This is a genomic window from Anaerophaga thermohalophila str. Valhall, from assembly GCF_000250735.1.
Classification (GTDB): Bacteria; Bacteroidota; Bacteroidia; order Bacteroidales; family Marinilabiliaceae; genus Anaerophaga; species Anaerophaga thermohalophila_A.
In genome coordinates, this window is sequence record NZ_AHZV01000205.1 from 1 (window position 1) to 1,048 (window position 1,048).

A 1,048-nucleotide genomic window follows, 5' to 3' on the forward strand; every position below is an offset into this window, starting at 1 on the left:
GATAATAATTCATCATGGCGAACATGCCTTTTTTCATTTCTCCGCCATACCATGAGCCACCTAAAACGTGCATTTTCTCCGTTAGGTTGAAGACAGTAAATACTTCAGAATTAAGGCCATGCTCTTTCCATTTCGGGTTCACTGTTTTTGAAGCGTTCAATGAAACAAAGTCGGGTTCACCGTAATTTTCCAGCTCCTCCTGTGTGGGGCGGATAAACATGTTTTTGACAAAATGAGCCTGCCAGGCAACTTCCATGATGAAACGAATTTTCATTCGGGTGTCGGGATTGGCACCACAGAAGGTATCCATCACGTAAAGTTTCTTGCCCGAAAGCTGCTTAACGGCCAGTTCCTTCAATTCTTTCCAAACCTCCGGAGTTGTTGGTTTATTGTCGTTGGGGGCATGTTCCGATGTCCACCATATTGTGTCCTTCGTGGTCTCATCTTTAACGATGAATTTGTCCTTGGGTGACCGGCCTGTAAAAAATACCTGTGTCAACTGCAACAGCTCCCAGCTCGGTAACAATCCCCTTCTCATAACCTTCCAGGTCGGGACGGGTTTCTTCTTTAAACAACTCTTCATACGAGGGGTTGTGAACAATTTCTTTCACATCCGTGATCCCGTACTTACTCAAATCCAAATTCTGCATGTTTTGTGTGTTTTAATTATTAGTAAATAATTTTTGTGTGATTACAATACCTCATTTTTAAAGCGCCCAAATGTATAAAAAAACCATATTAAAGAAAAATATCTTTAATATTTTTTGCCTGAAATGTTTGATTTAACTGATGAACAGGTAATTGAGGTTACCCAATGAGAATTTTGATAATCTTGTTGTTGGTGAATGAATTTGCTTTCAATTTGCAATAAATTAGCCAATTATTCTTAATGTAAATCAAGGTATAGATTTAATAGGTGATGATTTATAAATAAATTTTGGCGAAGTAAAAATAATTATTGTGAGAGAATCCAACAAATTTGAGAACAAGATTTTTACGTGACCGGATTATATGGTATTTTAACCTGCTTTATTCATAAGTTTTCGTC

At 37.5% G+C, this 1,048-nt stretch carries 2 protein-coding genes; both read right to left on the reverse strand.

What is annotated here, in order from left to right; genetic code table 11:
- On the reverse strand, positions 1 to 499 hold a 499-nt coding region (locus OQ5_RS20880), incomplete at its 3' end, for a phosphoenolpyruvate carboxykinase (ATP) (RefSeq protein ID WP_255297497.1).
- Complete coding sequence (locus tag OQ5_RS25425; protein ID WP_016777520.1) at positions 447 to 650, reverse strand: hypothetical protein; 204 nt, start codon at positions 648 to 650, stop codon at positions 447 to 449. The genes OQ5_RS20880 and OQ5_RS25425, both read right to left, overlap by 53 nt.
- Between the last annotated feature and the right edge of the window lie 398 nt (positions 651 to 1,048).

Excerpts from the sequence above, each read along its gene's own strand:
- OQ5_RS25425 (WP_016777520.1), bottom strand. The coding sequence starts at position 650 with ATGCAGAATTTGGATTTGAGTAAGTACGGGATCACGGATGTGAAAGAA.